This window comes from Streptomyces sp. NPDC058685 (assembly GCF_042714725.1).
Taxonomy (GTDB): Bacteria; Actinomycetota; Actinomycetes; order Streptomycetales; family Streptomycetaceae; genus Streptomyces.
On the sequence record NZ_JBHXSL010000045.1, the window covers coordinates 55003 to 61839 of the forward strand.

Here is a 6837-nt window from a genome sequence, read left to right on the forward strand (position 1 = left end):
CCCGGACCGGGTCCGGGGGACGGTTACAGGCCCCTCTGGCTCGCGTAGAAGACCAGTCGGTACTTGCCGATCTGGACCTCGTCACCATTCGCCAGGAGGACGGAGTCGATCCGTTCACGGTTGACGTAGGTGCCGTTCAGACTGCCGACGTCCCCCACGGTGAAGCTGCCGTCGGGCCCGCGCCGGAATTCCACATGGCGCCGCGACACGGTCACGTCGTCGAGGAAGATGTCGCTCTGCGGGTGGCGGCCGGCCGTGGTCAGCTCACCGTCCAGCAGGAAGCGGCTTCCGGAGTTCGGTCCGCGGCGCACCACGAGGAGCGCGGAGCCGAGCGGCAGCGCGTCGACCGCCGCCTGGGCCTCCGGGGAGAGCGACGGGACCTGCGTCTGGCCCGTCACCTCGGAGTCGTACGCCTCGAGGCCGGAGATGGAGATGGTCGACGTCGTCTCGGACGGCCGCTCGGCGGGCGCACCGCCGCGCAGCGGCGCGCCGCAGTTGGAGCAGAACCGACTGGACTCGGCATTGCGGTGACCGCACCTCGTACAAACCGGCAAGGCCGACATGGACGGATCCTCCTGCCGCGGCTGCCCCGCGTGGGGATTGGTCGCATACGGGTCGGAGGCAAACCCTCCACCCGTACTCGAGGTTGATGGTTCCCCGAAACCTATGCGGCCGGGACCGGCAGGGTCAACAGACGACGCGCCCGGACCGCCCGAAATGTCACCGCCCTGACCGGAGACCTCGTCCCGGAAGAGCGGCCGCTCGCCGCCCTGCTCCTCACCCTGGCCATGACGCGGCGCGCGATGCCTGGCGTTGCCGCCGTCCTCGCGCGAGCTCTTGCCGAACAACTTCGCAAACAACTTCACGGGCGATTCCCCTTGACCGAAATAGACCCGCCCGTGGGGCAGGACGAACCCTCGATGATCGGACCTGCCGACCCGGACATTCTCACAACGTCCGTACCCACCAGACAGTTTCCACCAGACCGCACGCCTTCGATGTGCCGACCCCCCGCAACCTCTTGCCCCGGTCCGCCGGACCCCATGCGCCCCCGCATCACTGGTCCGACGACCGAGCGTAGTCAGGCCGCTTCGCGGGTCGCAAGGCGTCCACGACGATCTTCTGCGAGCGCACCACCGTGGCGGTGGCCTGCTCCTTCTCCAGTGTCTGCACCACACCGCCGGGGATGTTCAGGGCCGGCTCGAGATCCTGCGGCTTCCCGATGACCTTGAAGACGTACGGGGCGGTGATGCGTTTCCCGTCGACCTCGATGTCACCGCCCGTACCGGTGAAGTGCGTATCCGCGACGACCCTGATGTCGTTGACCTGGATCGCCTCCGCACCGGCAGCGCGCAGCTCCTGGATGGCGTCCAGCAGCATGTCCGACTCCACGGTGCCGGACTTGTCCTGGATGGTCAGCGTGATACCCGGGCCCTCCGCCGCGACCGTGCCGGCGAGAATGCCCAGCTGCTGTTCCTTCTGCTGGGTCTGCTTGCGCGCCTCTTCGGCCTGGTCCGAACTGTTCTCCAGCTCGGCCCGCTGGTCCTCCAGACGCTGCTTCTCGTCCTCCAGCCGCTGGGTGCGGTTGTCGAGCTCGTCGAGGATGCGGACGAGGTCCTCCTGGCGGGCTCCGCGCAGCGCACTGTTGTCGCTGGTGGAGCGCACCTGGATGGCCAGGCCCAGCCCCAGGACGAACAGCAGCACGGCGACCGTGAGTTGGGCGCGGGTGATACGCGGGGGCCAGAGCCCGGCCAACAGCCGCTGCCTGCCGGTCTCTTCACCGGCCCCATCGCCGCCCGGCGGGGGCGGCGCCGACGCCGTTGCCGCTACCGGCTCCTCGGCGGACGCCGACGCCGCCGCCGTCCGTTCGTCACGGCTTTCCCCCTGGGGGCTCTTCTCCGGCGGCAGTTCGGCCCGCGGCGCCCCGGCCTGCGGCCGCTCGCTGCGCGGACCCTCTTCTGTCACACCCTCACTGATGCCGCCCTCGCCCTTCGGGTTCCCGTCCTGCGGAATCCCGTCCTGCGCGTTCCGGTCCCGGGCGTTCCCGTCCTGCGGATTCTCTGCGCTGTTCATCGGCCTCACGCCCGGAACACATGCCGGCGGATCGCGGCAGCGTTGGAGAAGATCCGGATACCGAGCACGACGACCACACCCGTGGAGAGCTGCGCGCCGACGCCCAGCTTGTCACCGAGGAAGACGATCAGTGCGGCGACCACGACGTTCGAGAGGAAGGAGACGACGAAGACCTTGTCGACGAAGATGCCGTCCAGCATGGCCCGCAGACCACCGAACACGGCGTCCAGAGCCGCGACGACGGCGATCGGCAGATAGGGCTCGACCACCGCCGGCACTTCGGGCCGGACCAACAGTCCGACCACGACTCCCACGACGAGGCCCAGTACGGCGATCACGATGTGCCCTTCCCTGTGTCAGCCGTGTCCTGCCCGCTGCCCGTCCCGGCGCCGGCGGCTTTCGGCTCTGCTGTTCGTACGATCAAGCTCGGAGCAGCCGGAAGACGCACCGTGCCCTCGGTCGAGATGCTGGAGCGGATCCCGAAGTTCTCCTGGAGCGCGTGCAGATACTGTCCGTCCGCACTGTCCTGGAACGCCGTGCTCAGCTTCTTCCCGTCCCCCACCGCGAGCACCGTGTACGGCGGCACCAGCGGCCTGTTGTCGACCAGTATGGCGTCGCCCGCGGCACGGATGGCGGACAGGGCCGTCAGCCGCTGCCCGTTGATCGCCACCGCTTCGGCGCCGGACTCCCAGAGCCCGTTCACGACCCGCTGCATGTCACGGTCGCGCACCCGGCCGGTGTCGTTGAAACCGCTGTCCTCCCGCGGCCCGTCACCACCCTGCTCGGTGCCCTTGGCGTCGTCGACGACGAGCTTGACGCCCGGACCCTCGACCTCGGTGGCCCCCGCGAGCAGGGCGACCAGATCAGCCTGGTTGCCGCCCTGGGTCTTCAGAGCCTTGCGCTGACGGTCTCCGACGTCGTCACGGAGCTTGTCGACGCTGCGCTCCAGCGCGTCGGCGTCCGAGGTCTCCGCGTCGATACGGTTGATGAGCTCCTCGCGCTCCTTGGCCACCACCGGTGCCGCTATCCGCGCGTTCGCGGCTCCCACGGTCACGACCAGGGCGGCGAGCACGAGCCCGGCGGCCAGTCCCAGCTTGGCGCGCAGCGTACGCGGCAGACCGCCGCCCTCGGCCGCCCGGCGGGCCGACGCCTCGGCGTACCCGTCGTCCAGACTGTGCTCCATCACGTTCGTCAGCAGCGACATGGAGGCATCGGGACGTGCGGGTGGAGAGCCGGTGCTCCGAACGGGGGGCTGCTGCGACATGCCGCACATCGTCGCACGTCGCAGCCGCTACCGCCGAATGGCCCCACCGGTGTGCCGGGAGCCGTCGCGCGACAACTCCCGGCTCACCTGTCACACGCTACTGACCTGCGCTGTCCACCACGGCGGACCACTCGTCGAGCAGCGCCTGCGCCGAAGCGTCATCGGGGCCTTCTGCCCACAAATGAGTGACAGCCTCGGCGGGGTCCGGCAGCACCATGACCCAGCGGCCGTCCGCCTCGACGACGCGCACGCCGTCAGTGGTGTCCACATGCCGGTCGCCGGCCGCTTCGACGACCCGGCGCATGACGAGCCCCTTCACGGCCCACGGTGTCGCGAGGTCGCGCTTGAGCACATGCGCCTTCGGGATCCGGGCGTCGATCTGGCTCAGCGTGAGCTGCGTACGGGCCACGAGGCCCACCAGCCGCACGAGAGCCGCCGACCCGTCGAAGACACTGCTGAACTCCGGAATGATGAAGCCACCACGGCCGTCACCACCGAAGATCGTCGTGTCCTCGCGGCCCACTCGCGTCAGATCGTCGGGCGATGTCGTCGTCCACTCCACCTGGGTGCCGTGGTACGCCGCCACCTGCTCGGCGATCCTCGTCGTCGTGACCGGCAGCGCCACTCGCCCGCTGCGCCGTTCCGCCGCGATCAGATCGAGCATGACCAGCAGCGCCCGGTCGTCCTCGATGATGCGGCCGCGCTCGTCGACGAGGGAGAGCCGCTCACCGACCGGGTCGAAGCGCACCCCGAAGGCTGCCCGCGCCGAGGCCACGATCTCGCCGAGGCGCACCATGCCGGACCGGCGTGTGTCGGCCGACTCGGTCGGCCTGGACTCGTCGAGACCCGGATTGATCGTCAGCGCGTCCACACCCAGCCGCCCCAGCAGGCTGGGGAGGACGAGTCCGGAGCTGCCGTTGGAGGCGTCGATGACGACCTTCATGTTGGAATCGGCGATCCCCGTGATGTCGACATTGCGCAGCAGGGACCCGGTGTACGAGTCGAAGACGCTGGCGGGGAAGTGCAGGTCGCCGATCTCGCCGGGGAAGGCACGCCGGTACTCCTGGCGCGCGTACACCCGGTCCAGCTTCCGCTGTCCGGCCTGCGAGAGGTCGGCACCACGCTCGTCGAAGAACATGATGTCGACGGAGTCCGGTACACCGGGCGACGTACGGATCATGATGCCGCCTGCGCTGCCGCGCGCCGTCTGCTGACGGGCGACGGGCAACGGCACGTTCTCCAGGTCGCGTACGTCGATGGCACTGGCCTGGAGCGCCGAGATCACCGCTCGCTTGAGGGCACGCGCACCACGTGAGTGGTCACGTGCCGTCGTGACGGTGGACCCCTTCTTCAGGGTCGTCGCGTACGCACCGGCCAGCCGCACGGCCACCTCGGGGGTGATCTCCACGTTCAGGATGCCGGTGACACCCCTGGCGCCGAAGAGATGGGCCTGACCGCGGGACTCCCAGATGACCGAGGTGTTGACGAACGCGCCGGCCTCGATGGTCTTGAACGGGTAGACCCGCACATTGCCCTGGACGATCGATTCTTCACCGACGAGGCACTCGTCACCGATGACCGCGCCGTCCTCGATCCGGGCGGCGCGCATGACGTCGGTGTTCTTCCCGATCACACAGCCACGAAGATTGCACTGCTCGCCGATGTAGACGTTGTCGTGGATGACGGCCTTGTGGAGGAACGCACCGCTCTTGACGACGACGTTGGACCCGATGACCGAGTGCTCGCGGATCTCCGCGCCGGCCTCGACCTTGGCGTAGTCACCGATGAAGAGAGGACCGCGCAGCACGGCGTCCGGATGTACCTCCGCACCCTCCGCGACCCAGACACCGGGCGAGATCTCGAAACCGTCGATGTCGACGTCGACCTTGCCCTCGAGGACATCGGCCTGGGCCTTCACATAGCTCTCGTGCGTGCCCACGTCCTCCCAGTAGCCCTCGGCGATATAGCCGTAGATGGGCTTGCCTTCCTTCATGAGCTGCGGGAAGACATCACCGGACCAGTCCACTGACACATCGGCCTCGACATAGTCGAAGACCTCGGGCTCCATCACATAGATACCCGTGTTCACGGTGTCCGAGAAAACCTGACCCCAGGTCGGCTTCTCCAGGAAGCGCTCGACCTTTCCTTCCTCGTCCACGATGGTGATACCGAATTCCAGAGGATTCGGCACACGGGTCAGACACACCGTGACCATCGCGCCCTTCTCCTTGTGGAAGGCGATCAGGTCGGACAGATCGAAATCGGTGAGGGCATCACCGGAAATGACGAGGAAGGCATCGTCCTTCAGCGCTTCCTCGGCATTCTTCACACTCCCCGCGGTGCCGAGCGGCTTCTCCTCATTGGCATAGGTGAGCTCCATTCCGAGCTCTTCGCCATCACCGAAGTAGTTCCTTACCAGCGAAGCGAGAAACTGCACGGTTACGACGGTCTCATTGAGCCCATGCCGCTTGAGCAGCCGAAGCACGTGCTCCATGATGGGGCGGTTTGCCACCGGCAGGAGCGGCTTGGGCATGCTCGAGGTCATGGGGCGAAGTCGCGTACCTTCGCCACCGGCCATCACGACGGCCTTCATGTCGGAAGCGTCCTCCTTGACGAGATGACGGTCTGGCCGACTCCACCCGTCCAAAGAGGCCCTCGGGGGTCATCCGCGGCCGGCAACGCTGCACGGCTCCGCGTCGACGGGTCAATCGGCGACTGCGTCCGCCTTGACGAGGCGGCGGACTTGGACCACATACAGGATCCCTGCCCACCAATACAGAGTTGTACCCCATCCGGCGAAGGCCCATCCGAAAATAGCACCGAGTGCCGCAAGCCACCCCGATCCGTCACTGAGCAGCAGCAGCGGGAACGCGTACATGAGGTTGAAGGTCGCCGCCTTGCCCAGGAAGTTCACCTGAGGAGGCGGATAACCGTGCCGGCGGAGGATTCCCACCATCACCAGGAGCATCAGTTCCCGGGCCAAAAGCGCCGCGGTCAGCCACAGTGGCAGGATCTCGCGCCAGGTGAGACCGACAAGGGTCGACAGGATGTACAGCCGGTCGGCAGCCGGGTCGAGAAGCCGCCCCAGACTGCTGATCTGGTTCCATCGGCGTGCGAGCTTGCCGTCGAGATAGTCGCTGACGCCGCTCAGCATCAGGACGAGCAAAGCCCAGCCGTCACTCTTGGGTCCGCCGAACTCGGGGCGGAGAATCAGCCAGAGGAAGAGCGGCACACCGGCAAGACGCGCCATGCTGAGGACGTTGGGGATGGTGAGTACCCGGTCCGTCTGAACGCGGGTCTCCTGGACCTCCACCCGGGGGCCTCCTGTGTGGAACGTGCCGACGATGCTCCCCGACCTTACCCTCAGCCCGGATGGCCGGATGCACAGGGGTGAGCGGCAGAAGCCCCGGAACGCAGAAAGGCCCCGCACCAGAGGTGCGGGGCCTTCCCACAATGATTGTTCGGCGGCGTCCTACTCTCCCACAGGGTCCCCCCTGCAG

Annotated in this window: 6 protein-coding genes; all 6 read right to left on the bottom strand. The window is 67.6% G+C overall.

What is annotated here, in order from left to right; translation table 11 throughout:
• Positions 1 to 23 precede the first annotated feature (23 nt).
• Positions 24 to 974 (bottom strand): FHA domain-containing protein, encoded by a 951-nt coding sequence (locus ACFWU3_RS28360; RefSeq protein ID WP_384443397.1) that lies wholly within the window; start codon positions 972 to 974, stop codon positions 24 to 26.
• Positions 975 to 1056: 82 nt separating this feature from the next.
• Positions 1057 to 1965 carry a DUF881 domain-containing protein gene (locus tag ACFWU3_RS28365; RefSeq protein WP_384443399.1) on the bottom strand — a complete coding sequence of 303 codons (909 nt, stop codon included), beginning with the start codon at positions 1963 to 1965 and terminating at the stop codon, positions 1057 to 1059.
• A gap of 113 nt (positions 1966 to 2078) precedes the next feature.
• Complete coding sequence (locus ACFWU3_RS28370) at positions 2079 to 2411, bottom strand: small basic family protein (RefSeq protein ID WP_003970459.1); 333 nt, start codon at positions 2409 to 2411, stop codon at positions 2079 to 2081.
• Positions 2408 to 3337 carry a DUF881 domain-containing protein gene (locus tag ACFWU3_RS28375; protein WP_384443389.1) on the bottom strand — a complete coding sequence of 310 codons (930 nt, stop codon included), beginning with the start codon at positions 3335 to 3337 and terminating at the stop codon, positions 2408 to 2410. The genes ACFWU3_RS28370 and ACFWU3_RS28375 overlap by 4 nt, the downstream gene beginning before the upstream one ends.
• Positions 3338 to 3434: 97 nt before the next feature.
• Complete coding sequence (locus tag ACFWU3_RS28380; RefSeq protein WP_384443391.1) at positions 3435 to 5930, bottom strand: sugar phosphate nucleotidyltransferase; 2496 nt, start codon at positions 5928 to 5930, stop codon at positions 3435 to 3437.
• 111 nt (positions 5931 to 6041) lie between these two features.
• Positions 6042 to 6650 carry a CDP-alcohol phosphatidyltransferase family protein gene (locus tag ACFWU3_RS28385; protein WP_384443393.1) on the bottom strand — a complete coding sequence of 203 codons (609 nt, stop codon included), beginning with the start codon at positions 6648 to 6650 and terminating at the stop codon, positions 6042 to 6044.
• Between the last annotated feature and the right edge of the window lie 187 nt (positions 6651 to 6837).